The organism is Streptomyces sp. M2CJ-2 (assembly GCF_016757295.1).
GTDB lineage: Bacteria > Actinomycetota > Actinomycetes > Streptomycetales > Streptomycetaceae > Streptomyces.
On record NZ_JAESIF010000003.1, the window covers coordinates 242,395 to 267,240 of the forward strand.

The 24,846-nt window shown below is 70.9% G+C and carries 22 protein-coding genes; 11 read left to right on the forward strand and 11 right to left on the reverse strand.

Translation table 11 applies throughout. The features are described 5' to 3' along the window. Positions 1 to 125: 125 nt before the first annotated feature. A complete protein-coding gene (locus JL475_RS05485) occupies positions 126 to 1,142 on the reverse strand; it encodes an LPXTG cell wall anchor domain-containing protein (protein WP_237406235.1) in 1,017 nt (338 codons plus the stop codon). Between the two features lie 268 nt (positions 1,143 to 1,410). Between JL475_RS05485 and JL475_RS05490 the strand changes: the two genes are divergently transcribed. Continuing rightward, positions 1,411 to 2,658: a hypothetical protein gene (locus JL475_RS05490; RefSeq protein ID WP_202275902.1), complete on the forward strand. Its 1,248-nt coding sequence runs from the start codon at positions 1,411 to 1,413 to the stop codon at positions 2,656 to 2,658. A gap of 331 nt (positions 2,659 to 2,989) precedes the next feature. Here the strand turns inward: JL475_RS05490 and JL475_RS05495 are convergent, their stop codons facing one another. Further along, a complete protein-coding gene (locus JL475_RS05495; RefSeq protein WP_202275904.1) occupies positions 2,990 to 3,304 on the reverse strand; it encodes a chorismate mutase in 315 nt (104 codons plus the stop codon). Positions 3,305 to 3,656: 352 nt separating this feature from the next. On the opposite strand from JL475_RS05495, the gene guaA reads away from it, so the two are divergent. Continuing rightward, complete coding sequence (gene guaA, locus JL475_RS05500; RefSeq protein ID WP_202275906.1) at positions 3,657 to 5,237, forward strand: glutamine-hydrolyzing GMP synthase; 1,581 nt, start codon at positions 3,657 to 3,659, stop codon at positions 5,235 to 5,237. A gap of 48 nt (positions 5,238 to 5,285) precedes the next feature. On the opposite strand, the gene JL475_RS05505 is transcribed toward guaA, so the two are convergent. After that, a complete protein-coding gene (locus tag JL475_RS05505; protein ID WP_202275968.1) occupies positions 5,286 to 5,759 on the reverse strand; it encodes a pyridoxamine 5'-phosphate oxidase family protein in 474 nt (157 codons plus the stop codon). Between the two features lie 291 nt (positions 5,760 to 6,050). Between JL475_RS05505 and JL475_RS05510 the strand changes: the two genes are divergently transcribed. Next, complete coding sequence (locus tag JL475_RS05510; RefSeq protein ID WP_202275908.1) at positions 6,051 to 7,343, forward strand: hypothetical protein; 1,293 nt, start codon at positions 6,051 to 6,053, stop codon at positions 7,341 to 7,343. A 168-nt stretch (positions 7,344 to 7,511) separates the two neighbouring features. Further along, the gene (locus tag JL475_RS05515; RefSeq protein WP_202275910.1) at positions 7,512 to 8,042 is read left to right on the forward strand and encodes a DoxX family protein; all 531 of its coding nucleotides are present in this window, start codon (positions 7,512 to 7,514) and stop codon (positions 8,040 to 8,042) included. A gap of 51 nt (positions 8,043 to 8,093) precedes the next feature. Here the strand turns inward: JL475_RS05515 and JL475_RS05520 are convergent, their stop codons facing one another. Both JL475_RS05520 and JL475_RS05525 read right to left on the reverse strand, forming a co-directional pair. Then, positions 8,094 to 8,327 (reverse strand): hypothetical protein, encoded by a 234-nt coding sequence (locus JL475_RS05520; RefSeq protein ID WP_202275911.1) that lies wholly within the window; start codon positions 8,325 to 8,327, stop codon positions 8,094 to 8,096. Next, a complete protein-coding gene (locus JL475_RS05525) occupies positions 8,314 to 9,696 on the reverse strand; it encodes a PspC domain-containing protein (RefSeq protein WP_202275912.1) in 1,383 nt (460 codons plus the stop codon). The genes JL475_RS05520 and JL475_RS05525 overlap by 14 nt, the downstream gene beginning before the upstream one ends. Before the next feature lie 177 nt (positions 9,697 to 9,873). Here JL475_RS05525 and JL475_RS05530 point away from each other — a divergent pair, with 177 nt between their 5' ends. Continuing rightward, entirely contained in the window at positions 9,874 to 11,166 is a 1,293-nt protein-coding gene (locus JL475_RS05530) for an ATP-binding protein (protein ID WP_202275913.1), read from the forward strand. After that, entirely contained in the window at positions 11,163 to 11,885 is a 723-nt protein-coding gene (locus tag JL475_RS05535) for a response regulator transcription factor (RefSeq protein ID WP_202275914.1), read from the forward strand. Before JL475_RS05530 ends, JL475_RS05535 begins: the two co-directional genes overlap by 4 nt. Positions 11,886 to 11,908: 23 nt before the next feature. On the opposite strand, the gene JL475_RS05540 is transcribed toward JL475_RS05535, so the two are convergent. Then, entirely contained in the window at positions 11,909 to 12,421 is a 513-nt protein-coding gene (locus JL475_RS05540; protein WP_202275915.1) for an ATP-binding protein, read from the reverse strand. Between the two features lie 131 nt (positions 12,422 to 12,552). On the opposite strand from JL475_RS05540, the gene JL475_RS05545 reads away from it, so the two are divergent. The 3 genes from JL475_RS05545 to JL475_RS05555 all read left to right on the forward strand — a co-directional run bounded on the left by JL475_RS05545 (position 12,553) and on the right by JL475_RS05555 (position 14,206). Further along, entirely contained in the window at positions 12,553 to 13,371 is an 819-nt protein-coding gene (locus tag JL475_RS05545; protein ID WP_307824978.1) for a helix-turn-helix transcriptional regulator, read from the forward strand. Continuing rightward, positions 13,368 to 13,616 carry a DUF397 domain-containing protein gene (locus tag JL475_RS05550; protein ID WP_202275916.1) on the forward strand — a complete coding sequence of 83 codons (249 nt, stop codon included), beginning with the start codon at positions 13,368 to 13,370 and terminating at the stop codon, positions 13,614 to 13,616. Before JL475_RS05545 ends, JL475_RS05550 begins: the two co-directional genes overlap by 4 nt. Positions 13,617 to 13,852: 236 nt before the next feature. Next, a complete protein-coding gene (locus tag JL475_RS05555) occupies positions 13,853 to 14,206 on the forward strand; it encodes a hypothetical protein (protein WP_202275917.1) in 354 nt (117 codons plus the stop codon). Here JL475_RS05555 and JL475_RS05560 read toward each other — a convergent pair. Together JL475_RS05560 and JL475_RS05565 are read right to left on the reverse strand one after the other, a co-directional pair. Next, positions 14,184 to 15,197, reverse strand: a complete 1,014-nt coding sequence (locus tag JL475_RS05560) for a tellurite resistance/C4-dicarboxylate transporter family protein (protein WP_202275918.1) — start codon at positions 15,195 to 15,197, stop codon at positions 14,184 to 14,186. The two genes, JL475_RS05555 and JL475_RS05560, sit on opposite strands and share 23 nt — an antisense overlap. A 75-nt stretch (positions 15,198 to 15,272) precedes the next feature. Further along, positions 15,273 to 16,496: a C40 family peptidase gene (locus JL475_RS05565; RefSeq protein ID WP_202275919.1), complete on the reverse strand. Its 1,224-nt coding sequence runs from the start codon at positions 16,494 to 16,496 to the stop codon at positions 15,273 to 15,275. Between the two features lie 355 nt (positions 16,497 to 16,851). Here JL475_RS05565 and pcrA point away from each other — a divergent pair, with 355 nt between their 5' ends. Then, entirely contained in the window at positions 16,852 to 19,335 is a 2,484-nt protein-coding gene (gene pcrA / locus JL475_RS05570) for a DNA helicase PcrA (protein ID WP_202275921.1), read from the forward strand. Positions 19,336 to 19,471: 136 nt separating this feature from the next. Here pcrA and JL475_RS05575 read toward each other — a convergent pair whose 3' ends face one another. Both JL475_RS05575 and JL475_RS05580 read right to left on the reverse strand, forming a co-directional pair. Beyond that, the gene (locus JL475_RS05575) at positions 19,472 to 21,193 is read right to left on the reverse strand and encodes a M23 family metallopeptidase (protein WP_202275923.1); all 1,722 of its coding nucleotides are present in this window, start codon (positions 21,191 to 21,193) and stop codon (positions 19,472 to 19,474) included. Positions 21,194 to 21,372: 179 nt separating this feature from the next. Further along, positions 21,373 to 22,239, reverse strand: coding sequence for a triacylglycerol lipase (locus tag JL475_RS05580; RefSeq protein ID WP_202275925.1), 867 nt, complete (start codon positions 22,237 to 22,239; stop codon positions 21,373 to 21,375). Between the two features lie 456 nt (positions 22,240 to 22,695). Between JL475_RS05580 and JL475_RS05585 the strand changes: the two genes are divergently transcribed. Then, positions 22,696 to 23,112, forward strand: coding sequence for a cobalamin B12-binding domain-containing protein (locus JL475_RS05585; RefSeq protein WP_202275927.1), 417 nt, complete (start codon positions 22,696 to 22,698; stop codon positions 23,110 to 23,112). A gap of 204 nt (positions 23,113 to 23,316) precedes the next feature. On the opposite strand, the gene JL475_RS05590 is transcribed toward JL475_RS05585, so the two are convergent. Further along, a partial coding sequence (locus JL475_RS05590) for a DUF5691 domain-containing protein (RefSeq protein ID WP_202275929.1) occupies positions 23,317 to 24,846 on the reverse strand: 1,530 nt, incomplete at its 5' end.

Genomic DNA, 24,846 nt, shown 5'->3' on the forward strand with positions numbered 1-24,846 from the left:
CGAGCCGGGCGGTCCGGGTGATCCGGGTGATCCGGAGAAGGAAAGAGGACCTGCGCCCCCCTCCGAGCGCAGGTCCTCTTCCCTTTTGTCTACGGCGTGCTCACGCCACCTTGCTCACGGCGTGCTTACGCCACCGCACCGGCCTTGCGGCGTCGCACCACGAACACCGCACCCGCACCGGCCACGACGGCGGCACCGCCGAGGAGTCCGATCATCGGAAGCGCGGAGCCGGCACCGGTCTCGGCCAGGCTGCCGGTGACCTTCGGCGTGTCGGCGGCCGGCTTCTTGTCGGTGACGGGGGCCTTGCCGCCTTCCTGCGGCTTGGTGCCCTCCGTGTTCGTACCGGCGGCCACGATCTGGAACTTGTACGACACGTCACCGAAGCCGACGCACTCGCCGTCGCTGTCGCCGTAGATCGTCGCGCCGAGCGAGAAGCCGGCGCCGACCGGGGCGGAGGCCTTCACATTGATCCGCATCGGGATGTTGACCTGGTAGCCGGCTTCGAGTTCGGTGCTGTAGCCGATGTAACCGACCGCGTAGCCGCCCTCGTTGAGGTCGGTCCAGATCTCGTCCTCCGGGTCCCAGACCTGCAGCTGGACATGCTTGCTCCGGAACATGTCCTCCCCGTACTTGTCGGGGGAGGCTCCGGCGAAGTAGTCGAGGTCCTCGAGGGTGGAGTCGGAGTTGTTCACCACGTCCAGCGAGAACTTGTGCCAGCCGCTGCCCACCGCGATCTTGCCGGGCAGGCCGGAGAAGCCGATGTCGACCTTGGTGTCCTCGCAGAAGGACGGCTCGGGGTCCGGAGTCTCGGACTCCTCCGGCTCCGACGCGCTGGGCTCGGGCTCGGGGGCGGAGGTGGAGGGGCTCGGGGCCGGGTCCGACTCGGTGGCGGAGGGGCTGGGCGTGGTGTCCGTGTCCTCGCCGCCGCCGGTCTCTTCGCCGCCGGTCTCGGTCTCGGTCTCGGACGGCGAGGAGGGGGTGTCCTCCGGCTGCGCCTCCTCGGTCGACTCGGTCGGCTCGGCCGACTCGGTCGACTCGGTCGAGGTGACGCTTGTGTTCGTCGTTTCGTCGGACGCGTATGCGGCCGGGGCCGCGAGGAGTGCGGCCGGAGCTATCACTGCCGTGGCAGCCGCTGCAGCCATTGCACGGCGGAGCTTCATGAAGACCTCGGGAAGTCAGGTGTACCGCCGGTTGCGGTACGCGTCAGGGGGGAGGCCTCCGCGGTGGGGCGCGGGGTGTGGCCCGTGGTTCTGATGGTTTGATCACCGAACCCCATGAATGGTTGTCCTGACTCTGACAGGAATTTTATGTGATGTGGGTCACTCGCTCGGGGTGATCGGTGCGGGCGTACGCTCGCCCTTGATCCGCGTGACGGAATTCGACACCCCATGACAGAAAGCGCGTCACCCAGTGCCCGAGCAGCCGTCCGAAGAACCCACAAGACCGGAGCCCTCCACCCCGCCCGACGATGTGTGGGACAAATTCTTCGAGGACAGCGAGCGCGACATCCGTGCCTCCGCCCCGAAGGAACCGTCCGCGCGGGCGCGGATGGTGACCGAGCGGCTGCGCGCCATGGACGAGGCGCAGGCCAGGTCGAACGGCGATGGCGGGAAGCGCCGTTGGGGCCGGAACAAGCCCGCCGCCCAGCCCGCCTTGCCCGAGGGGTGGCGCACCGGGCCCGCCTGGCAGGAGATGAACGGCCGCACCACGCGCCGGCGCACGGGCTGGAGCGTCGTCGGCGTGCTGGTGGCCGTGGTGGTGGCCGTGGTCGCCGTCAATCCGTCCGGTGCGCTCTCCTGGCTGCCCGGCGATCTCGGTGACGGTTCGGGCACGTCGGGCACGTCGGACGGGATGAACGGCGCCTCCGCCGCGCCGCTGGCTCCCGAGACCGCCCGCCCCACGAGCGCCCCCTCCGCGGCCCTCCCCGTCATGCCCACCCGGGATCGGCCGTTCGCCGGTTCTCCGGCCCTGCGGTGGGAGTCGGGAGCGGAGGCGATCCGGTTGCCGGAGGGGAAGGCGAAGGCCGTCAACGGCGTCTCCGCAGCCTCCGTCGAGGCGGCTCTGGAAGGGGCGAGGGACTTCCTGATCGCCTCGAACCTCGACCACGAGGTGATCATGGGGGCCGAGCCGAAGAAGGCGCTGGCCCTCCTCGACCCGTTGATGGGGGACTACCTGGCCGAGCTGCGCGCCGGGCTGCGCAAGCCCACGGTGGAGAACGACCCGGTGTGGATCTTCACCCGGTTCGACCCCGACGATGTCGAACTGGTGGACGATGTGAGGGTTCGTGGCCGTCTGACGGTCGAGCCCGTGCGCGGTACCGCCGGAAAGGCCGTGGTCAAGGGTGACTACACCTTCGTGTACGCGCTCGCCCGCCCGGGTGAGGGCGAGGTGGCCCGGGTGATCGCGCGCCGGGTGATCGAGGTGGAGGCGGTGGACCCCGCCAGGTTCCAGGCGACCGACGGACGCATCTGGCTCGCCGACGTCAAAAGCGAGATCGGCAACCACGACTGCCGCGAGAGCTACGGAGTGATCCGTCCGCAGTTCCTCGCCGACCTGGAAGGCGACCCCATGCCGACGGGGGAGGAGCGGGATCCGTACGACCGGAGCCGGAGTCTGGACGGGGTCGCCGGGGAATGCGGCGTCGTGACCCGCACCTGACACCACGTCCCGCACGGGCACCGGCCGCGGGGGGCCCGCCGGTCGGCCCCGGGCGTCCCCGGAGCCGGCCGTTCTCTCGGGTGACCGGGCTGCTGTCCCCTGCCGTCCGGTCACCTGCCCGGAGCGAGGTCCCACGACGCACGGCACGATCCGCACGTCTCATCGCTCCGGCGAGCCACGCGTGGTTCTTTCGAGCCCGCCCCTGGCTGACACGGACACCCGTACCAACGGCGCGACCACGGCTCCGGTCACGCGCCGTACGGGTGAGGGGGAATGCGTACGTGTGTGCCCGGAACGCGGATTCCACGGCCGGTCCCGGTGTCCGGCCGCTTCAGATCTTGCCGCGGCTCAGCTCCAGCAGGGTCATCGCGAGCGTGGTGCCCGACTTGCCCAGGGCGTCCCTGTAGTGGCTGAGGATCTCCATCTCGCGGGAGAGGTTCACGCGCCGGCCGCCGGAGGCGATCCGTTCCCGCTGGATGACGGCCGACACGGCCATCCGCTCCTGGACCAGGCCGATGATCCGATCGTCGAGGGCGTTGATTCGTTCGCGGGCACCGGTGATCACGTCGGCGGCCTCGGCGGTGCGGGCGCCGGTCCTCTCGGCGGTGGTGTTGTCGGCGGTCGTGATGTCGGTGGTGGTGGTCATGGCGGGGCTCCTCGCTGGATGTGTGGGGTGCCCCGGAGCGGCCGGGTCCGGAAACGCCAGGCGCCCCGGACCTTGTCGGCCCGGGGCGCCTGGGAAGTCGCTTGTCAGTTGCTCAAGCAGCACGACCATGGCAGCCGGTGGGCCGGATGCCATAGGTAAAGAAGAAAGCCGAGATGGCCGTGTGCGTGAACATGGGTCCCAGTATGCCGCGCTCGCCCCGGTCGTCCAACACGGGTGGTCGCATGGTGAGACGGGCCCCTGCCGTGCGCGGCTGCCGGAGCCCGGGGAGGGCCGCACGCCCACCGGCTAGAATCGGAAGACACCAGACCCGCCCACCGCCGGAAGGCACCTCGTGTCATCAGCGACTTCCGCTGCCAACGCGCCCGACACCGTCCTGGTCGTCGACTTCGGCGCGCAGTACGCCCAGCTCATCGCCCGTCGCGTCCGCGAGGCGCGGGTCTACAGCGAGATCGTGCCGAGCACCATGCCGGTCGCGGAGATCCTCGCCAAGAACCCGGCGGCGATCATTCTCTCCGGCGGCCCCTCGTCGGTGTACGAGGAGGGCGCCCCCACCGTCGACCGCGCGCTCTTCGAGGCCGGCGTCCCGGTCTTCGGCATGTGCTACGGCTTCCAGCTCATGGCGCGGGCCCTGGGCGGCCAGGTGGACAACACCGGCGCGCGTGAGTACGGCCGTACGGACCTGCACGTCTCCAAGTCGTCCTCCACCCTCTTCGAGGGCACCCCGGACGAGCAGGCCGTGTGGATGTCGCACGGCGACGCCTGCTCCGCCGCCCCCGAGGGCTTCGCCGTCACGGCCTCCACGGACGTCGTCCCGGTCGCCGCCTTCGAGAACGACGACAAGAAGCTCTACGGCGTCCAGTACCACCCCGAGGTGATGCACTCCACGCACGGGCAGCAGGTGCTGGAGCACTTCCTGTACCGGGGCGCGGGCCTGAGCCCGAGCTGGACCACCGGCAGCGTCATCGAGGATCAGGTCGCCGCCATCCGCGAGCAGGTCGGCGACCGGCGGGCCATCTGCGGTCTGTCCGGCGGAGTGGACTCCGCCGTCGCCGCGGCCCTCGTCCAGAAGGCCATCGGTTCGCAGCTGACCTGCGTGTACGTCGACCACGGCCTGATGCGCAAGGGCGAGACCGAGCAGGTCGAGAAGGACTTCGTCGCCGCGACCGGCGTGCAGCTGAAGGTCGTGGACGCGTCGGAGCGGTTCCTGACCGCGCTCAAGGGCGTCTCGGACCCCGAGGAGAAGCGGAAGATCATCGGCCGCGAGTTCATCCGGGTCTTCGAGCAGGCCCAGGCCGAGATCGTCGCGGACGCGGGCCCGGCCGTGGAGTTCCTGGTCCAGGGCACCCTCTACCCGGACGTCGTCGAGTCCGGCGGGGGCACCGGCACCGCCAACATCAAGTCCCACCACAACGTGGGCGGTCTGCCCGAGGACCTCGAGTTCAAGCTGATCGAGCCGCTGCGCCAGCTGTTCAAGGACGAGGTCCGGATGGTCGGCCAGGAACTCGGCCTGCCCGAGGAGATCGTCCAGCGGCAGCCGTTCCCCGGCCCGGGACTCGGCATCCGCATCGTCGGCGAGGTGACCAAGGAGCGGCTCGACCTGCTGCGCGAGGCCGACGCCATCGCCCGCGAGGAGCTCACCGCGGCCGGCCTCGACCGGGACATCTGGCAGTGCCCCGTGGTGCTGCTCGCGGACGTCCGCAGCGTCGGTGTCCAGGGCGACGGCCGCACCTACGGTCACCCCGTCGTCCTGCGCCCGGTGTCCTCCGAGGACGCGATGACCGCCGACTGGTCGCGGCTGCCGTACGACGTCCTCGCGAAGATCTCCACCCGCATCACCAACGAGGTGCGGGACGTCAACCGCGTCGTCCTCGACGTGACCTCCAAGCCGCCGGGGACCATCGAGTGGGAGTAGTCCCCGTTCGGGCAGTCCCTGTTCGGACGGTCCCCGTTCGGAGGGGGCTCATGTCCGTTTGAGCGTGCGCACCGGCTCACCGGGCTTCCAGACCTGGAGGACGAGATACGTCTCGTCCTCCACACAGGTCCGTACGACCTCCGTCAACTCGGTGCGGAAGAGGTGGAACGGCTCCGGCGGTTCCACCTCTTCGGCGTACTCGCTCCTGGTGCCCGTGTCGTCGACCTCGAACGCGCGCCCGCTGATCCGGACGTCCCCGCCGCCCATGTCCGTGCCCGCCCCCGGGTTCGCCTGAAGTGCGAAGCGCGGGTCGCGGCGCAGGTCGAGTGCCTTGAGCGAGTTCGGCATCATGCCGAGCCACAGCTCACCGTTCAGGAAGCGCACCTCCAGGCCGGTGGTGCGCGGCGCCCCGTCCTTGCGCAGGGTCGCGAGGACGTGGTGGGTGTGCGCGCCGAAGCGCTCCTCCACGGTCTTCGCGAGATCGGGTTCGGCGGAGGTGAAGGCCTTCCAGTTCGTGTTCATGGGGTTCGTGTCCATGGGCCGAGTGTGACGCGGATACCGGACAGCTTGTGTCGGGTATTCGCAGTGTCCTCCGGACGGAGCAGCAGGCACCGTACGGCGGCCGGCCACGGTCGGCCGCGGGGGATCCCACGGCCGGGTCAACATGACGCCTCGAACTTCACCCACTGACCGGACCTGCCGGGTGGGGAGGGCCGGACGTAGGGCACAATTCGCAGTCGTTGCCGGGGAGTTGCGTGCACCGTTTGTGATCTTCAACGTGGTGCGAGGACAGGGGAAAGGCGGGCTTCGGGCGTGGCGGTGCAGGAGGCGAACCCCACCGGGACGGGGTATGGCGCGGACGTGGGCGCCCACGAGGGCAGCTGCGCCTGTGGGGACTGTCCGCACGGGGTGCGTGAGGGACACCGGCGCGCGGTCGCCGCGTTCCTGCTGAAGCGGGAGGAGTTCGCGGCCGGGCGGGGGCTGCCCGCGGCGGTCGCCCACTCGGCGTCCGCCTCCCGCCAGTGGGTCTCGGAGGAGCTGGCGCAGGCCGCGGAACTCGTGGCCGAGCGCGGCCGGGCCGAGGGTGCGGCCTGGCTGGCGCGCCTGTGGCGCCGGACGGCGATCGTGGTGGGGGCGGCGGTCGTGCTGCTGCTTCTGGGCCAGGCGCTCACGGCGATCGGCTCGGGCTGGAGCGCCGCCCGCACGGCCGGATTGCTGGCCGCGCTGGTGGTGGCCGGCGCGCTGACCGCCGCTTCGTGGTTCCACCGGGCGCGGGGCGGGGTGCTGGCGCCGGTGATCGGGGAGGACAACCGTCTTTCCACGTCCCGCGCGGTGGCGGCCTCCTGGGTGCTGCTCCTGGCGTACGCGGTGCTGGTCCTGGTGGGGCAACTGGCGGTCGCCTCCGAGCACCGGGAGCGCGACGCGCTGATCGCGGGGCTGGAACTGGCCCGCGGCGCGGGCGTGGTGACCGTACTCGCCGTGGTGTGCGGGATCGCCGTGGTGGTGCGGCGGGTGGTCGGACTGCGTGTGCAGGGGCAGCGGCTGCAGAAGGTGCGCGCGGACCGGCCCCGGGCTGCCGATCTGCTGACCGACGACGCGGGACGGGGCTGCTTCGCCGACATCCAGTACGTCGTGATCAGCGCCGTCGCGCTGGTGTTCGCGGCGGTACGACTGGCGCGGCGGCCGGACCAGTTGCCCGATCTGCCGTGGGGGCTCGCGGTGGTCGTGCTGGTGTCGGCGGCGACCTATCTCGCGGGCAAGTACGCGGAAGGCGGTCGGCCGGTCATCCTTTCGGTGGTACGGGCGAGGGAGGCCGGGGACCTGGACGCGCCGATCCGGACCGGCGACGACATCGAGATCCGGGGCACCGGCTTCGTTCCGATGGGCGCGCAGGGAGCCGACCGGCTGGCCCGGATGGTGGTCCGGGTGGGGACGGTGCACGTCCATGTGCCGCTGGTGCCGGTGAGGGGCGGTTTCGACAACCCGACGGACGCCCTGCTGACCGTTCCGGTCCCGGCGGAGGTGGAACCGGGGCGGGTGGAGGTACAGGTCGTCACGGCAGCCGGGGTGGAGACGAACCGGTACGCGATCGACGTGACGGACTAGCCGGACCGGTCGGTGTGGCCGAGTGGCCGAGTGGCCGAGCCGATGGGCCGTGTGGCCGAGGTGGCGTTCCGAAAAATCGGGGCGGTAATGGATTGATCCGGCCTTGATTGTCGTACGTATGGTCTGCTGAGGGGGTCTCGGTACGGCGGCGAGAGGCGGCAGACGGCGATGGCTCACGGTATGCGCACGGATACGTACAGCCCTCACTTCGATGGCAGCAGGAATTGGCGGGACACCGCCACGCGGTACGCACTCCTGCCTCTGCGGATCTTTCTGGGCATCACCTTCATCTATGCCGGACTGGACAAACTCACCGACAGCGCGTTCATGAAGGACGCCGGGGCCGGGTCGGTCGGCGACATGATGCGTGCCGTCCGGGACTCCTCGGCCATTCCCGCGCTGGTCGACATGTCCCTGCAGAATCCGGTCGCCTTCGGTTATGCCATCGCCTTCGGCGAGTTGGCCGTCGGCATCGGAACCCTCATCGGTCTGCTCGCCCGGCCGGCCGCCCTCGGCGGCGCGCTGATCTCCCTCAGCCTGTGGCTGACGGTGAGCTGGGCCGCCGAACCGTACTACTACGGAAATGATCTTCCCTACCTCATGGGCTGGATTCCGCTGGTGCTGGCAGGTGCACCCCTGCTCTCCGTGGACGCCGCCCTCCGGGGGCGCCGGCGACGGCGGGTGAGCGACTACCGGTAGGGCCGCCCCCACCCGTGGCGAAAGCGCCGGACCGGCCGCCGGCCGCCTTCGTCAGGTCGGTGACTTCGCGTGGCTCTCCCGGTCGCCGGACCGTCTGCTCCGGCGTATCAGGCCCGTCACGCTGCCCACCGCTGCGGCCAGGCACAGGCCGCCCGCGACAACGGGGAACACGACGAACCACGGGGTGTCCCAGGCGCCGCCCGCGTCTCCGGCGTAGAGCACACCGGCGAGAGTGAGGAAGGTGCCGGCGACCAGCCTGCCGGGCTGGAACTCATGACGTAGCACGGCTCACCTCCGCCTGTCCGGCGCCGACCTGGAGGTCCAGGACGAGCGTGCCCGCCTTCTTGACGCCCGCGGGCGGAGCCAGGGTCGCCTTCTTGCGCTTGTCGGGTGCCACGTCCACGTCCTTCCGCAGGTCGCCCGGCAGCTGGATGTCGCCCAGCCCGACCTGGATGTTCAGTCGCACGGTCACGTTCTCGGGCACGATCACGTGGATGCGGCCCAGGCCGACGTCGGCCCGCGTCGACACGGTCCGCCCCTCGGCCACCCGCACCTTGGACAGATCGAGGGTGCCGCTTCCCGTGCCCAGGTCGTAGGCCGGGCGTATCTGTGCGACCGAGGCGGGCTCCCAGCCGGTGCGCATCCACTCGGTGCCGATGTCCTTGGGCACGGCCGTGGAGGCGGCCAGCAGTCCCGCGGTGATGACCGCCAGGATGATCGACCCCGCCCCGGTGCGGCCCAGGAACGCGCTGACCGCCACACCGAGGCCGAAGACGGCGAGCGCACACGCGAGACCGGTCTGCAGGCTGGTGCCGAGCGGATGCTCCTGCCATGTCAGGCCCGTCCCCAGGCCGGCCGCGAGCAGGGCGAGCAGGAACACCCAGCCGCCGATCCCGCGGGGCCCTCGCGGCTTGACCGGCCGCGGGTGCGGGGGGCGCGCGGCGCCGCGGCCGGAGCCGTGGGGGTCGAGGTGGACGTCGACCACTGCGGCGATGTCCAGGTCGCGGGAGCTCCCCGGGCCCCACAGATAGCCCGTACCGCCGATGTGCGTGCCGTCCTTGACGATGGGATCGCGCCACCAGGACGAGTAGGCGGCGGGAACCGGCGGCGCCTGGGGCTCCGGCGGGGCGTCGGCGGCGGCCTGGGCGGCGAGGGGGTCGGGGCTGGGGGCACCGCGGTGCCGGGACCAGTACCCGGCACCGGCGAGCAGCAGGGAGAGCATCACGGCGAAGCTCAGCACCCCGCCGTTGTTCAGCATGGTGAGGAAGACGCCGCAGCCGACCAGCGCGAAAAGTATCGCCGCCAGCGTGTGGCCGCCGACCCGGCCGGTCAGCAGTCTGCGCATCTCGTTCTCCTCCTCGCCCTCGTACGGGACGAGGAGCCAGGCGAAGCCGTAGAAGATGAGGCCGACGCCGCCGGTGGCGGAGAGCACCGCCAGCGTGATGCGGAAGATCACCGGGTCCATGTCGCACTGCCGGCCGAGCCCGGAACACACTCCACCGATCATCTGGTGCCGGCGGTCGCGCCGGAAACGGTGCAAAGGCTCGGGCACGCCCGCCTCGCCGGGCGGCTGCGGGGCCCCGCCGGAAGCGGCCTCTCCGGCCGCGCCGGAGCCGGGCACCGGGCCCGGCGCGGCGTGCTGGTGATCTGTCATGGGTCCATGGTGACGGGCGAGCCGCCGTGGCGGCAGTCGGGACGACCCTGGCCGGACCCTGATATCGGCCCTGAGGGGTGCCCGGGGACTGCCCGAGGGCCCGGGCCCGGAGATCAGGGGAGTCTCCGGGATCGACCCTGATGCCCCGGAACCGGGGACCGTGTGACCATCATTGACATGTCGGAAGCCGCAGCAGCGCCACTCGTCGAGCCGCGGCCGCCGCGCAAGCTCTACCGCAGCGGTGATGGTCGCTGGCTCGGTGGTGTGGCGCGGGGGCTCGCCGGACACCTCGGGCTGCCCGTGATCTGGGTACGGCTCATGTTCGTCGGCCTGTTCATGGCCGACGGCCTCGGCGCACTGCTGTATGCCGCCTTCTGGTTCTTCGTACCGCTCGGCGTCGGCGGTGTGGACGCGCAGAAGCCACCCCCGCTGGTCGGGACCGAGAGCTCGCCGGACGGCCGGCGCAGACTCGTCACCCGCAGACCGGACAAGGGCCAGATCGTCGCCCTGCTCCTCATGGTCGTCGTGGCCATGGGCTTCCTCGGCAATGTGGACCTGTCCAACGGCGCCAGGGCCTATCTCTGGCCGACCGTGCTGGTCGGCGCGGGCGTCGCCCTGGTCTGGCGGCAGGCCGACAACGCGCGCCGGGCCCGCTGGGTCGAGGTCGGCAGCCGTCGCCGTACGGTCACCCTGCTGCGAAGCGGTGCCGGCGTCCTGCTGGTCACGGCCGGTGTGTCGGGCATCTTCGTCCTGCGGGGCTCCGGTACTCACCTCGCGTCGGTGCTCCAGGCGGCCCTCGCCGTTCTCGTCGGGATCACCCTCCTTGCCGGCCCCTACCTCGTGCGCATGACCCAGGACCTCTCCGAGGAACGGCTGATGCGCATCCGTGCCCAGGAGCGTGCCGAGGTCGCCGCCCACGTCCACGACTCGGTGCTGCACACCCTCACCCTGATCCAGCGCAACGCCGAGAGCCCGGGGGAGGTGCGCCGCCTCGCCCGCGCCCAGGAGCGCGACCTGCGCAACTGGCTCTACAAGCCCGAGGGCACCGGCAAGGACGAGGCCGACGAGCCCACCACCCTCGCCGACGCCGTGCGGCGCAACGCAGCCGAGGTGGAGGACAAGCACGGCGTTCCCATCGAGGTCGTCGTCGTCGGCGACTGCCCGCTGGACGAGAAGATCGGCCCGCAGATGCAGGCCGCGCGCGAGGCTATGGTGAACGCGGCCAAGTACGGTGGCGAGGGGGGTGCCGTACAGGTCTACGCCGAAGTCGAGGGAAGGACGGTCTTCGTGTCCGTCCGGGACCGCGGCCCCGGCTTCGACCTCGACTCGATACCCGCCGACCGCATGGGTGTCAGAGAATCGATCATCGGCCGCATGGAGCGCAACGGCGGCACGGCGCGGCTGCGCGCGGTGCCGGACGGCGGCACGGAGGTCGAGCTGGAGATGGAGAGGGCGGAGAACACGTCATGAGCGAGCCCACCGAGCCGACCGGGACGAACGGAACGGCGGGACCGGCCGACGGCGCCGGACGTCATGTGCGTGTCGTCCTCGTCGACGACCACCGCATGTTCCGCACGGGCGTCCAGGCCGAGATCGGACAGACCGAACAGACCGGCGTCGAGGTGATCGGCGAGGCCGCCGACGTCGACCAGGCGGTCACGGTCATCACCGCGACCCGGCCCGAGGTCGTCCTCCTCGACGTGCACCTGCCCGGTGGCGGAGGCGTGGAAGTGCTCCGCCGCTGCGCGCCGCTGATGGGCGACGCCGAGCAGCCGGTCCGCTTCCTCGCACTCTCGGTCTCGGACGCGGCGGAGGACGTGATCGGGGTGATCCGGGGCGGTGCCCGCGGATACGTGACCAAGACGATCACCGGGACCGACCTGATCGACTCGATCTTCCGGGTCCAGGAGGGAGACGCCGTCTTCTCCCCCCGCCTGGCCGGCTTCGTCCTCGACGCCTTCGCCTCGACCGACGCCCCGCCGGTCGACGAGGACCTCGACCGCCTCACCCAGCGCGAACGCGAAGTGCTGCGGCTGATCGCCCGCGGCTACGCGTACAAGGAGATCGCCAAGCAGCTCTTCATCTCCGTGAAGACGGTCGAGTCCCACGTCTCGGCGGTCCTGCGCAAGCTCCAGCTCTCCAACCGCCACGAACTCACCCGCTGGGCGACGGCCCGGCGCCTGGTGTGACCGCCCGGTAGGCGCCGCTGCGATCACTCCGTTCCGCTGGGGCTGACTGGAGGAGGGCTGCATACCGCTGTGCTTCCGTACGGCGAACGTACGGTCATTGTGCGACGGCGCGTGAGTGCCACCTCGAACCAAACCGTCTTGCCGACGCCGGATTCGCGTAGCTCCGCACCCCAGTCGTCCGCCAGCGTTTCCACCAAGGCGAGGCCTCGGCCCGACTCGTCGTCCGGGCAGGCTGTGGCCGGGGTCGGGAGCGTGTCGTCGGCATCGGTCACCGTGATGCGGATGCGGTCGTCCGTGAGTTCGCAGCGGGCCCGGATCTCGCGGCCGGCCGGGACCTTCGCGTGGCGGTAGGCGTTGGTCATCAGCTCGCTGAGGAGGAGTTCCGCCGTGTCCGTCATGTCCTGCGGCAGCCCCCAGGACGCCGCCTGTTCGCGGAACAGCGCGCGTGCCCTGCCCACGCTTCTCGCGTGACGCGGCAGGCGCCACTCGACGTCCCTCGGGGCGGTCACGGGCAGCGGAAGTCGTGGGCTTTGCATGCGCTGTTCATCCCTTGCGTCGAACTTCTGACGTTTCGTGGGATCACGGTCTCGGCCCGCGCATAGCCTCGCGAGGAGCGACGTGGGTACAGCACGTGGTTGTCCCCACGGTGGATCCGGCGGAGGTGCGTGTGTCGACCGAAGTGAACTCCCAGCCGCCCGTGGCCTGGCGGTACTGCGGCAGCCAGATCAAGATGTGGCGTGCGGAGGCCGGTGTCGGCCGGGATGCACTGGCCAAGGAGGCCGGCTACGACTACGAGTACGTCAAGTCGATGGAGAACGGCCGCCGTCGGCCCACGTTGCGGTTCTTGCAGATCGCGGATCAGGTGTGCGGGGCGGGTGGAAAGCTGGTGGCGGCTCAGGAGTACTTGAAGCCGGAGCCGTTCCCGGCGCGGTCGCATGAGTTCATGGCCATCGAGGCCGAGGCCATCAGCTTTTCCTGCTACGAACCGTTGCTCATCCCCGGCTTGTTGCAGACAGAGACTTACGCGCGTGCGCTTATCGGTGGCAGCTCGCCTCCGCTGGATGACGAGACGGTCAACGAACGGGTGGCAGCCAGGCTGCACAGGGCTGAGGCGCTTCGACGTAAAGTCGGCGTGATGTACGGGTTCGTGATCTACGAAGCTGCACTACGCACCAACGTGGGCGGAACTGACGTAATGCGTGAGCAGTTGCAGCACCTCATGGAGGTGGGTGCGCTCCGTAACGTCTCGATCCAGGTCTTGCCGTTCGGCCGCTGTAGCGGCGTTGCCTTGAATGGCAGCATTGTTCTGCTGGAGACACCTGAGCATGAGCACTGTGGGTACATCGAGGCACCCGAGGTCAGCGTCCTGCACAGCAGTCCCGCCAAGGTGAGTGCTCTCACTCAGGCTCATGCGATGATCCGCATGCACTGTCTCAGCGTGGAGGAGTCGACTACGTTCATCAGAAAGGTGGCAGAGGATCGATGAGTGAACGCTTGACCTGGTTCAAGTCGAGCTACAGCGACAGCCAGGGTGGCAACTGCCTGGAGGCGGCCCTCGACTGGTGCAAGTCCAGCCACAGCGGCACTGAGGGCGGCAACTGCGTTGAAGTAGCCCCCTGCCCCCACACCATCCACGTCCGGGACTCGAAGCTCGGGTCCCGGAGCCCTCGGTTCGCGGTTGCCGGGGCCACTTGGACCGCGTTCGTCGCGTACGCGTGTACCGGCGCTTGAGCTTTGAGGGACGGGCGTCGGAATCCGAGCGGCGTTTGTAAGGAATGGGCGGTGGGGGTTCAACCCGCCACCCGTTCCTCCCCGCATCCCGTGCCTCGGCCCTTGCCCGCGAAGCAGTCCTGGTTGCCGGGACTGTCGACGACCGGTCGCGAGCCGTCAGGCCACAGCCCTACAGCCGTAGCCGTCGCGTCGGGGCGGTGTCGGGTGTGGGGTGGGGGGTGGTTAGGCTCCGGCTCATGGACGTACTCATCCACATATTTGTCGGACTGCACATCATCGGTATCGCGTCGCTGCTCGGTGGGTTCCTCACCCAGATGAAGGCCATGGGGCAGGGGACCGCCCGCTTCGTGCCCGCGATGCTGCACGGCGCGCTGACGATGCTGGTCACCGGTATCGCTCTGGTCGGGCTCAACGAGGCGCAGGGCCATTCCGTCGACCACATCAAGATCGGCGTCAAGCTGGCCCTGCTGATCGTGATCCTCGGTCTGGTCTACGTGAAGCGGGACGACGAGAAGGTGGACAAGGGCCTGTTCGGGCTGGTCGGACTGCTGACCACGGCGAACATCTTCATCGCCGTGCTCTGGACCTGACAAAGGCCGACAGGGGACCGGAGGTGATCGCGGTCCACGCGGAGGCCGCCGCGCCGACGGCGACCGCCAGCCAGACGGCCACCGAGACCCACAGCAGCACACGTCCCAGGCCCTCGAGCCACGGGAACCCGAGGGCGGCGGACGCGGAGAGCGTCGCCGCCGCCGTCATGCCGAGGGGGAACACGGTCGCCCAGCGCCGTGTGTCGTAGGCCGGCCGCGGCCGGACGGCCTCGGCGGCCAGCAGCACCGCGTACCAGGCCAGGTCGAGCACCAGCAGGGCGACGGTCGTCAGGCGCAGGACACCGAAGTCGTCGTCGTTCCACAGATACAGCCGGGTGCTGTCGGCGGTGAGCAGCCTGGCCCCGGCGAGCGACGAGATGGCGATGGCACCGCCCGCGAGCCAGTGGTCCCCGGTCCCCTCGAACACCTGCCGCGGGTCGAAGCGGAACAGGGCGAGCCCGTAGAGCACCAACCCGAACCAGAACAGCACCAGTGCCACCCGTGCGAGCCAGGCCGTCGACTCGGCCGCGGCGAGCGTGGCGCCCAGGACGGCGAGCCCTTGCGTGGCCACGCAGGCCAGGAACACGGAGCCGGGCATGCGCGGCCGCCAGCGTCGTACGACGAGGACGAGCAGCGCCGGCCAGAGCACGGTGGCCAGCGCGAGCAGCGCCCCGGCCAGGGCGTCGTGGCCGAGCGCGGAGAGCCGCGTGCCGAGCACGGCCGTCGCGGCGACCGCGGTGAGCGACCCCGGGGCCTCCGCCTCCGACACCCAACGCTCCCGTTCCCGCAGCAACCGCAGGACGAACTGCGCCGCCAGCCCCAGCCAGGCGGCGCAGGCGAGCGCGAGGAAGACCAGGGAGAGGATCTCCCACCCCGCCAGCTGCAGGGCCACGGACACGATGCCGGTCGCCATCACGGCGGAACCGGCCGCCGGGGAACGCTGCGCCCACCAGGCGCGGAAGGGGGAGGGAGAGGCGGTAGAGGCGGGCATGGGGCGATGTTAGAAGAACCCGCCGCGCGCGAGGGCGCGCCGGGCCGTGGGCCGGACCGCGGGTCGGAGCGTGGGTCAGGCCGGGCGGACCACGCTGTGGATCGACGACTCGCCGTCGTAGAAGACCGACTCCTCGCGGACGTAGGTGCCGGGCTTCGGCGCGTGGATCATCATGCCGTTGCCGACGTAGACGCCCACATGCGTGAGGTCGTCGTAGAAGAAGACGAGGTCGCCGGGCTGTGCCTGGGACAGCGGGACCGTGGTGCCGGCGTCGACCTGGTCGTAGGTGGTGCGGGGAAGGGTGACGCCGGCGGCCTTCCAGGCGGCCTGGGTGAGGCCGGAGCAGTCATAGGAGCCGGGACCGGTGGCACCCCAGACGTAGGGCTTGCCGATCTGCGCGCGGGCGAAGGCGAGGGCCTTCTCGGCCTTGGCGGCGTACGAGGAGTCCGGCGACGGCGACGGCGACGTCGATGGCGGGGGCGACGGGGCGGTCGTAGAGCCGGAAGAGCCGGAAGAGCCGGAAGAGCCGGAGGCGTCGGAGAAGCCCGAGGCACCGCTCTCCCGCTGGGCCTCCTCCTCGGCCTTCTGCTGTTCCGCCTGCTGCCGGGCGAGCTCGGCGGCCTTGCGGGCGGCCTCTTCCTGCTTCTTCTCCTCGGCCGCCGCGAGCCGCGCCTTCTCCTCGGCGTCCAGCTTCGACAGCAGCTCGCGCGCGGTGCTGAGCTTCTTCTGGACGGTGGCCTTCGCGGTCTTCAGGTCGTTCTGCGACTCGGTGAGCGCCTCGAGGCTCTCGGTGGCCTCCTGCCGCTTCTCCATCGTCTCGGACTGCTGGGTGACGTAGTCGTCGACCGCTTCCTTCTGGCGGCCGGTCATCCGGTCCATCAGCCGGTTCTGGTCGAAGAAGTCCTGCGGGGAGTCCGCGAGCAGGAAGGTCGCCGTGTCCGGGACGCCCGTGCCGGTCCGGTACTGGGCGGCGGCGAAGGAACCCAGTTTCTCCCTCGCCTCGTTGAGCGTCTGGGTGCGCTGGGCCACGTCGTCGAGGAGGGTGTCGACGTGCTTGCGCTGCTTGGTGGTCCTCTCCTTGGCCGCGTTGTACTTCTCGGTCGCCGACTCCGCCTGGCGGTACAGGTCGTCGACCTTCTTCTCGACCTCCTCCAGACTCGGCCGGCCGTCGTCCGCGGGGGCGGCGTCGGCGGTCTGGGACAGCAGGGCGACGGAGGTCAGGGCCGCCGTGGCGAGGGCGGGGGTCCGTTTGCCGGCCACGCGCGTACCGGGGGTGCGCGACTTGCGGTGCGACGCCAAGGGAGGCGACTCCTTCCAACGTTCCGCCTGCGGGGCGGCGGCAGGGGGACTTCCAGGCCGTCATCGCTCCGGGGAGGGCCAGGGACCGGCTGCCGCGACGGCGGCGACGGACTCGGCGGAGGCCGCTCGGCCCGGCGGGGTTCGCCGGTGGGGGACGCACGGCCAGCCCGAACCGTAGCCAACTCATGTGGCTCGTGTGAAGGTTGATGGGTGATATGCCCGATACATTTTCGTGACCTTCTTCGTCACGTCACGCAGAGTGAGACCGCGGTGCTGGAGGGTGGGGGCGATGTGCGGGGTGATGTTCTCGGGGTGGCCGCGGCTTGTCGGTGGGGCGGCCTAGACTCGGAGAGCGATGAGCAGCCTCTTTGACGACAGCTTCCTGGCGGACCTCCAGGCCCAGCGGGGCCCCGCGGAGGAGCCCCCGCCGCCGCCCGAGGACGATCATGCGCCGGAGGAGGTTCCGGACGATCTGTTCGGCGGGAAGTTCGACGTGCCGCCGGACCGGGACACCCACTACCGCGACGGCGCCCCGCGCCCGGTGCTGGACCCCGCCGCCCTCCTGGAGGGGCTGAACGAGAACCAGCGCGCCGCCGTCACGCACTCCGGCTCCCCGCTGCTCATCGTGGCCGGCGCCGGCTCCGGCAAGACCCGGGTGCTCACGCACCGCATCGCGCACCTGCTCGCCGCGCGGGGCGTCCACCCGGGCCAGATCCTCGCGATCACCTTCACCAACAAGGCCGCCGGCGAGATGAAGGAGCGGGTCGAGCAGCTCGTCGGCCCGCGCGCGCACGCGATGTGGGTCATGACGTTCCACAGCGCCTGTGTGCGCATCCTGCGCCGCGAGAGCAAGAAGCTCGGCTTCACGTCGTCGTTCTCCATCTACGACGCCGCCGACTCCAAGCGCCTGATGGCCCTGGTCTGCCGTGACCTGGACCTCGACCCGAAGCGCTATCCGCCCAAGTCCTTCAGCGCCAAGATCAGCAATCTGAAGAACGAGCTGATCGACGAGGAGGACTTCGCCGCGCAGGCCGCCGACGGCTTCGAGAAGACCCTCGCCCAGGCCTACGCGCTCTACCAGTCGCGGCTGCGCGAGGCCAACGCGCTCGACTTCGACGACCTGATCATGACGACGGTCAACCTGCTGCGCGCCTTCCCGGACGTCGCCGAGCACTACCGCCGCCGTTTCCGGCACGTCCTGGTGGACGAGTACCAGGACACCAACCACGCCCAGTACGCGCTCGTGCGCGAGCTGGTCGGCAGCTCCGAGCACCCCGCCGACGTACAGCCGGGCGCGCACGAGCTGCCGCCCGCCGAACTGTGCGTGGTGGGCGACGCCGACCAGTCGATCTACGCCTTCCGCGGCGCGACGATCCGCAACATCCTCCAGTTCGAGGAGGACTACCCGAGCGCGACGACGATCCTGCTCGAGCAGAACTACCGCTCCACGCAGACGATCCTCAGCGCTGCCAACGCCGTCATCGAGCGCAACGAGTCCCGCCGCCCCAAGAACCTGTGGACCAACGCGGGCACCGGCGCGCAGATCACCGGATACGTCGCCGACACCGAGCACGACGAGGCCCAGTTCGTCTCCGACGAGATAGACCGCCTCACGGACGCGGGCGAGGCCAAGGCCGGGGACGTCGCCGTCTTCTACCGCACCAACGCCCAGTCCCGTGTCTTCGAGGAGATCTTCATCCGGGTCGGCCTGCCCTACAAGGTCGTCGGAGGCGTCCGCTTCTACGAGCGCAAGGAGGTCCGGGACGTCCTGGCCTACCTGCGGGTGCTCGCCAACCCCGAGGACTCGGTGCCGCTGCGCCGCATCCTCAACGTCCCCAAGCGGGGCATCGGCGACCGCGCGGAGGCCATGATCGACGCGCTCTCCCAGCGCGAGAAGATCAGTTTCCCGCAGGCGCTGAAGCGCGTCGACGAGGCGTACGGCATGGCCGCGCGCTCCACCAACGCGGTGAAGCGGTTCAACACGCTGATGGAGGACCTCCGTACGATCGTCGAGTCCGGCGCGGGCCCGGCGACGGTCCTGGAGGCGGTCCTCGAACGCACCGGCTACCTCGCCGAGTTGCAGGCCTCCACCGACCCGCAGGACGAGACCCGGATCGAGAACCTCCAGGAACTCGCCGCCGTCGCCCTGGAGTTCGAGCAGGAGCGGGGCGAGGGCGAGTCGGTCGCGCTGTCCGACTTCCTGGAGCAGGTCGCCCTGGTCGCCGACTCCGACCAGATCCCCGACGAGGACGAGGACGGCTCCGGCGTCATCACCCTGATGACCCTGCACACCGCCAAGGGCCTGGAGTTCCCCGTCGTCTTCCTGACCGGCATGGAGGACGGCGTCTTCCCGCACATGCGCGCCCTGGGGGAGACCAAGGAGCTGGAGGAGGAGCGGCGCCTGGCGTACGTCGGCATCACGCGCGCGCGTGAGCGGCTGTACCTCACCCGGTCGACGCTGCGCAGCGCCTGGGGGCAGCCCTCGTACAACCCGCCCTCGCGTTTCCTGGAGGAGATCCCGGCCGCCCATCTGGAGTGGAAGCGGACGGGGGCGAGCTCCCCGGTGTCCTCCGGACCGGTGTCCGGGGTGGCGGCCTCGCTGTCGTCGTCCCGCTCCCGCTCGGCGGCGTCGGGCGCGTCCGGCTTCGCCACGCGCCGGGCCGCCGAGAAGCCGGTGGTGTCGCTGGCGGTCGGGGACCGTGTCACGCACGACCAGTTCGGGCTCGGCACCGTCGTCGCGGTGAAGGGCGCGGGCGGCAACGCCGAGGCGACGATCGACTTCGGGGACACCAAGCCGAAGCGGCTGCTGCTGCGGTACGCGCCGGTCGAGAAGCTGTAGCCGGGAGCCGGGAGCCGGGAGCCGGGAGCCGGGAGCCGGGAGCCGGGAGCCGGGAGCCGGGAGCCGGGAGCCGGGAGCGCCCCGGCATCCGGCGCCGGGCGGTGAGCCCTCGCTGTCGCCGGGCGGCGGGGGCGGTCTACGTCGGGTCGAGGCCGTGGCTGCGGAACCACGCCAGCGGATCGATCGCCGAGCCGCCGCCCGGGCGGACCTCGAAGTGGAGGTGCGGACCGGTGGAGTTGCCCGAGTTCCCGGAGAACGCGATCGGCTGGCCGGCCTTCACCGCAGTACCGGAGGGGACCTGGTAGCTGGAGAGATGGCAGTACCACGTCTCCGTGCCGTCCATCGCGGTCACGATCATCATGTTGCCGTAGGCGCTGTTGTACTGGGTGCGGACCGTGCCGTCGGTCGCGGCCATCACCGGCGCGCCGTACGAGACGGGGAAGTCGATTCCGCTGTGCACGGACATCCAGTTGATGCCGGACTGGCCGTAGTAGGCGCTGAGGCCTTTCTGCGCGACGGGAAGCGCGAACTTCGGGCGCAGCCGCTCCTTGCGGGCCGCTTCCTCCGCGGCCGCCTTGCGGTCGGCCTCCTGCTGGGCCTTCAGGTCGATGCGTTCCTGGGTGCGGCTGGCCCGGTCGGCGAAGTCGTTGGCCCCGGCGGAGAGGCTCTCGAGCTGGGTGTTGAGTTCGTTGTTGACGGTGGCGGGCTGCACCGGCGGCGGGTCCGCCGCGGTCGTCCTGGTCTCCGGGCCGCCGCCGTCCTCGGCCAGATCGCCGACCGAGGCCGCCGCGATGCCGGCGACACCCATCACACACGCCGAGGGCACGGCCACCGTCAGCAGCGCGGAGCGCTTGGCGGGCGTGCGGCGGCGGGAACGGGACCCGCCGTGTGACGCCGCGCGCGGCGCGGGCAACGGGGTGGGCTCCTCCTGCTCGTCGAGCAGCGGGGCCACCGTGGACGGCTCACCGGCACCGTCCGGTGTGTCGTGCGCGGAATCGTAGGAATCCTCGTGGCGGACCTCGTGGAGATCCTGATCGGGTTCCTGGGAATCGAAGGCCGGGGAGGAGGCGACGGCGGAGGACCACAGGTCCGGGTGCTGCTCGAACGTGGCGGTGGGCTGCTGGTCGAACGGTACGGCCTGATGCTCGTAGGCGGGGGCCTCGTGGGACTCGGAGACCTGTGGGGCCGTGTTGCCGTCGGAGTTCCACTGCGTGGCGTCGTAGGCGCCGGTGTCGAAGGTCTGGGTGCCCCAGTGCCACTGCTGGGTCGGATCGGCGGTGCTCTGGGCCTGGTCGGGCTGGAGCCAGGCGCCGGCGTCCCACTGGCCGCTCGCGTCGGGTGCCGTGGCCTGCGGCGGGACCGTCGGCAGCTGCTGCTGCTGCCCGGTGGCCCAGGCGGTCGCGTCGTAGCCGCCCGTGTCGTAGGCGGCCTGCTGCTGAGCCGGCGGGTACGCGTCGTAGTACGTGGTGTCGTAGCCGCCCGCGGACCAGTCCCCGGTGGCGTACGAAGCCGGGTCGTGACCGCTCTCCGAGAGGTTGCCGAAGAGGGGGTCGGTGGTGGAGGCGGCGGTGGCCGGGGTGCCGGTTCCGAAGCCCGTGGGGTCGAAACCGCTGGTGTCGTAGCCGCTGTGCGTGGTGAAGTCGCCGTACTGGACTTCCTGGGTGCCGTAGGACGCGTAGTGCGCCGAGACGGCGTCGGAAGCCGGGGGCGGGGCCATTGTCCCCGACGGGTGACGGTCGTTCACCAACTTCTCTTTCGCCTCGACAACAGGGGCTGGCAGAGCAGTGCGGCGACTGTACCCGGCGGTACGCGGGCGCGACAATCTTCCGCAGGTTTCGCGCGCGCAGGAAACGGGCATTCGGTTGCGTTTTGGCGGCGGGTATTCACGGTCTTGGCTTTGTGTTCGAAAGCCGTTCGAGATCTGTACGCGTCCACGTCGCCAAGTCAGCCGGACGGGACGGCTGTTGTTCGGGTGGGTAGGAGATGTCGTCGCGGTTGTCGAGGAGTGTGCGCTCCGGGCGTGTCGCCCGCTTTCCGTCACGCCACCGTCAGGCCGCCCGCGTGGCCGGTGGACGGCTCTCCGGGGTGTGCCGAGTCCAGGGCCTCCCGTATGCCGGTCGCCACGGCGGGGTGCACGGGCAGGGCGAGGTGGCCGACGCCGCCCACCCGTACGTTCTGCGCGATCAGGTCCTGGTGCTCGATGCAGGCCGATTCCAGCGGGTCCATGATGTGGTCGAGGTCGCTCCAGAAGGCGACGAAGCGGGTGCGGCAGCCGGGCGCGGGGCGGGAGAGCTCCTCGACCACCGGTGAACCGGGACGCATCTGGCGCACGATGGGGTGCGCGTTGGCCAGCGGCGCGACGCGCGTGCCGGAATGCGGGGTGCCGAGCGTGACGAGGGTCCGTACGCGGGCGTCACCGCCCAGGCGCTGCGCGTAGTACCGCGCGATCAGCCCTCCGAGGCTGTGCCCGACGATGTCGACGCGGCTGCTGCCGGTGCGCTCGCACACTTCCTCTATGTGCCGGCCCAGCAGTTCGGCCGCGACGCGGATGTCGCAGGTCAGCGGAGAGTAGTTGAGCGACTCGACCTGTTGCCTGCCGTGCTGGGCGAGACTGCGGCGCAACAGCAGGAACACCGAGCGGTTGTCGATGAAGCCGTGCAGCAGCACGACCGGGGGCCGGCACTCCACCGGCAGCTTCGCGGTGCCGTCCGGCGGGGGAAGCTCGGACGCCGCGTCCCGCCGCTCCTGCACGATGCCGGCGGGATAGAGGAGCATGTGGCCCACCAGGATGGCGAGCTCCAGGGCGGTGGCCTTCAGCAGGGCGGTGGAGAGACCTGCCAGCCGGCTCGGCACCAGGCGCCGGCAGAGCGGCAGAAAGGGGAGTACTGCCTCCGTGACCTTCATGGCCGACCTCCTGTCGGCACGCGAAGGACAGCGCTGTCCCCCATGTGCCCTCATGGGGTTCGCCACGAAAAGCGGTCGACGCCGCGCCCGTCAGGAGCTTTGGCCGGTCGCGGCGGTGGGACGACCTCGTCACGAATCCCTTATACGCATGTTCCCACTGTTGTCCGTGTGCCGCACGGGCAGCGGAGCCCGGCTCGTGAGGCACCGGGACGGTGCGCGGTGAACATGTCCCTCTGTGTGATTTCCCCCTCGGTCCGCACCGTGAAACTGCCGGTTGCGGGATGCTGGGGATAACGTCCGTTCACTCACTTCTCCGGTCCGGTGCGGGCCGGGCGTCTGTACCTTGGCGGCGTATTCGGTGGGCGGCGGAGGCATGCGGCACGTGACGGGTGCGGCATGGCTCGCATGTGCGGTATTTCTCGGTACGGATGGATGTAGTCGCTTCAGGAGGCAGTAATGGGTGTGGCAGCCGGTCCGATCCGCGTGGTGGTGGCCAAGCCGGGGCTCGACGGCCACGATCGTGGGGCCAAGGTGATCGCGCGTGCCCTGCGCGACGCCGGTATGGAAGTCATCTACACCGGGCTCCACCAGACTCCCGAGCAAGTCGTCGACACCGCGATCCAGGAGGACGCCGACGCGATCGGTCTGTCCATCCTCTCCGGCGCGCACAACACGCTCTTCGCGGCGGTGATCGAACTGCTCAAGGAACGGGACGCGGCGGACATCCTGGTCTTCGGCGGGGGGATCATCCCCGAAGCGGACATCGCTCCGCTGAAGGAGAAGGGCGTCGCGGAGATCTTCACCCCGGGGGCGACGACGGCGTCGATCGTGGACTGGGTGCGCGCGACCGTGCGGCAACCCGCGGAGGCGTAGACCCCGGCCCGGGAGGTTCCCGTCGACCGCGCGGACCCCGGTTCGGAACCGACGGTGCGGGCTCCGGCTCCGATGCGGGCCGCGCGGCCGCACCTGCCACGGTCGGCGCGGCCGTCCCCGCGTTCATCCGCGGGGGCGGCGCGCGGTGGTCGCGGTGGTCGTGGTGGGGAAATCAGGAAATCAGGAAGTCGGGGAGTCGGGGAGTCAGGAGCGGCCGGATGGCGCCGGGGTCAGCTCCGCCAGCATCACGGCGCGCAGCCGCAGCGTGGTGACCAGTCGCTGGAACGCCTCCGACCAGTAGCCCCCGGAGCCCGGCGAGGCGTCCTCCGGCTCGTCCGGTACGGCCAGGAGCGCATCGAGGTGGCCTGCCTCCGAAGGATCGAGGCAGCGCTCGGCCAGGCCCATGACACCGCTGAAACTCCAGGGGTAACTCCCCGCGTCCCGGGCGATGTCGAGCGCGTCCACCACGGCCCGGCCGAGCGGTGGTGCCCACGGCACTGCGCACACGCCGAGCAGCTGGAACGCGTCCGGCAGTCCGTGTGTCTCGATGAACCCCGCCACCCACTCGGCCCGTTCGGCCGCGTCCAGCATGCCGAGCAGCTTGGACCGTTCGGCCAGGGACACCGCTCCGGGGCCGCCCGCCTCCACCGCGGCGGGCTCGCCGAGCAGGGCCCGCGACCACTCCGCGTCCCGTTGGCGCACCGCCGCGCGGCACCATGCCGCGTGCAGTTCGCTCCGCCAGTCGTCCGCCACGGGGAGGGCGACGATCTGCCGGGGGGAACGTCCGCCGAGTCGCCGCGACCAGGTGCCCAGGGGGGCCGCCTCCACCAGCTGCCCCAGCCACCACGACCGTTCGCCCCGGCCCGCGGGAGCCTTGGCCGTCACACCGTCGCGCTCCATGTCCGCGTCGCACTCGTGCGGCGCCTCCACGGTGAGGGTGGGCGTGTCCCGGGTGTGGTCCACGGCCACGCACACCCCGGCCCGGACCGCCATACGCTCCGCGAGGGCCGAACCGGGCAGCGCCGACAGCAGCTCGGCGGCCGTCGCCCGTACGTTGCGGCTGCGGTCGGCGAGCGCCAGTTCCAGGAACGGCTCGTCGTCCGGGGCGAGACGGGTGCGCAACGAGTCGAGGAACATCAGCCGGTCCTCGGCCCGCTCCGTCGCCCAGGTCGTCGCGAGGAGTTCGCGTGCGGCGGCGGGCCGGCGGGAACGGAGGGCGGCGAGCAGGGCGACCCGTTCCGCGAAGAGGCCCTCCTGCCAGAGCCGCAGGGACGACTCCTTGTTCTCGGGGGCCTCGGGATCCTCGGGGGCTTCGGGGTCTTCGGGGTGCACGGCGTTCATGGCCCCCGGCAGTGACATGCCACCTCCCGGCGCCGAGCGCAGGGCGAACCGCCAGTCCGGGTTGAGGCGGGCCAGCCACAGAGCGCGCGGCCCCGCGAACCGCAGGGCCGCCGGCCGCAGGTCCGTACGCCCCCGCGCGGCGTCGAGCAGCGCGGGCAGCGCCGGGGCGGGCGCCGCGAAGCCGTGGGCGTTCGCCGCCGCCAGCCACTGGGGCAGCAGCTCCATCAGGTCCGGTGCCGTGCCCCAGCCGTTGCTGCCGGAGGTGCCGGGGCCGTCGGCGGGCAGCATCGTGAGCCTGAGGGCGGCGGCGGGCGGCAGCGCGGGGCGCGGGTCCCGGGGCGCCGGTCGCGGACGCTCCGCCGTCCCGGCTCGCTCGTCGACCGCACGGTCACC

Bases quoted from the DNA above. Each gene is read 5' to 3' on its own strand.
- JL475_RS05485 (WP_237406235.1), bottom strand. From the start codon at position 1,142: ATGGCTGCAGCGGCTGCCACGGCAGTGATAGCTCCGGCCGCACTCCTC.
- JL475_RS05495 (WP_202275904.1), bottom strand. From the start codon at position 3,304: ATGACCACCACCACCGACATCACGACCGCCGACAACACCACCGCCGAG.
- JL475_RS05505 (WP_202275968.1), bottom strand. From the start codon at position 5,759: ATGAACACGAACTGGAAGGCCTTCACCTCCGCCGAACCCGATCTCGCG.
- JL475_RS05515 (WP_202275910.1), top strand. From the start codon at position 7,512: ATGGCTCACGGTATGCGCACGGATACGTACAGCCCTCACTTCGATGGC.
- JL475_RS05525 (WP_202275912.1), bottom strand. From the start codon at position 9,696: ATGACAGATCACCAGCACGCCGCGCCGGGCCCGGTGCCCGGCTCCGGC.
- JL475_RS05530 (WP_202275913.1), top strand. From the start codon at position 9,874: ATGTCGGAAGCCGCAGCAGCGCCACTCGTCGAGCCGCGGCCGCCGCGC.
- JL475_RS05535 (WP_202275914.1), top strand. From the start codon at position 11,163: ATGAGCGAGCCCACCGAGCCGACCGGGACGAACGGAACGGCGGGACCG.
- JL475_RS05540 (WP_202275915.1), bottom strand. From the start codon at position 12,421: ATGCAAAGCCCACGACTTCCGCTGCCCGTGACCGCCCCGAGGGACGTC.
- JL475_RS05550 (WP_202275916.1), top strand. From the start codon at position 13,368: ATGAGTGAACGCTTGACCTGGTTCAAGTCGAGCTACAGCGACAGCCAG.
- JL475_RS05555 (WP_202275917.1), top strand. From the start codon at position 13,853: ATGGACGTACTCATCCACATATTTGTCGGACTGCACATCATCGGTATC.
- JL475_RS05560 (WP_202275918.1), bottom strand. From the start codon at position 15,197: ATGCCCGCCTCTACCGCCTCTCCCTCCCCCTTCCGCGCCTGGTGGGCG.
- pcrA (WP_202275921.1), top strand. From the start codon at position 16,852: ATGAGCAGCCTCTTTGACGACAGCTTCCTGGCGGACCTCCAGGCCCAG.
- JL475_RS05575 (WP_202275923.1), bottom strand. From the start codon at position 21,193: ATGCCCGTTTCCTGCGCGCGCGAAACCTGCGGAAGATTGTCGCGCCCG.
- JL475_RS05580 (WP_202275925.1), bottom strand. From the start codon at position 22,239: ATGAAGGTCACGGAGGCAGTACTCCCCTTTCTGCCGCTCTGCCGGCGC.
- JL475_RS05585 (WP_202275927.1), top strand. From the start codon at position 22,696: ATGGGTGTGGCAGCCGGTCCGATCCGCGTGGTGGTGGCCAAGCCGGGG.